1 protein-coding gene is annotated in these 603 nt (G+C 70.6%); it reads left to right on the top strand.

The window, feature by feature from the left end; genetic code table 11:
* Positions 1 to 603 (top strand): DUF4214 domain-containing protein (locus Cpa01nite_RS18395; protein WP_203670313.1); only part of this gene is annotated, 603 nt, incomplete at both ends.

The raw sequence follows: 603 nt of genomic DNA, 5'->3' as shown, positions 1-603 counted from the left end.
GGCCGACGGCGCAGTCGGTCGTGAAGGCGATGTACCAGGACCTGCTCGGCCGGCCGGTGGACGCGGCGGGTCTGGCGACGTGGACGGACGCGTTGATGTCCGGGGTGGGACAGCCCGCACTGGTGGGGTCGCTGACGTCGAGCGAGGAGTACGTGCGGCTGCGGGTGACGCAGGCGTACCGGGAGGTCCTGGGTCGCGAGCCGGAGCCGGCGGGTCTGCAGGACTGGCGGAACCGGATCTTCGCAGGTCAGGCGACGGTGGACGACGTCAAGCGACGGTTCTACGACTCGCAGGAGTACTACAACCGGTCCGGTGGGTCCCCGGAGGGGTACGTCGACCTGCTGTACCGGACGATGTTCGACCGGTCGGCGACCGCCCAGGAGCGCACGCACTGGGCGGGGCAGATCGGGACGGTGGGGCGCGCGAAGGTCGTGGACGGGATCTGGTTCTCGACCGAGGCGGCGATGTGGCGCTCGGGGAAGTACTACGAGACGTTCCTGCAGCGCACGGCCGAGCGGTCCGGGAAGGAGTACTGGGCGGGGGTCCTGCTGACCCGGGGTGAGGGCGCGGTCCGACAGGGCATCGCCGGCAGCATCGAGTACC

It is taken from the genome of Cellulomonas pakistanensis (assembly GCF_016862755.1).
In the GTDB taxonomy this organism is placed as follows: domain Bacteria; phylum Actinomycetota; class Actinomycetes; order Actinomycetales; family Cellulomonadaceae; genus Cellulomonas; species Cellulomonas pakistanensis.
Note: the sequence above shows the minus strand (reverse complement) of the source record. Positions and strands in the feature narration are given on the sequence as shown.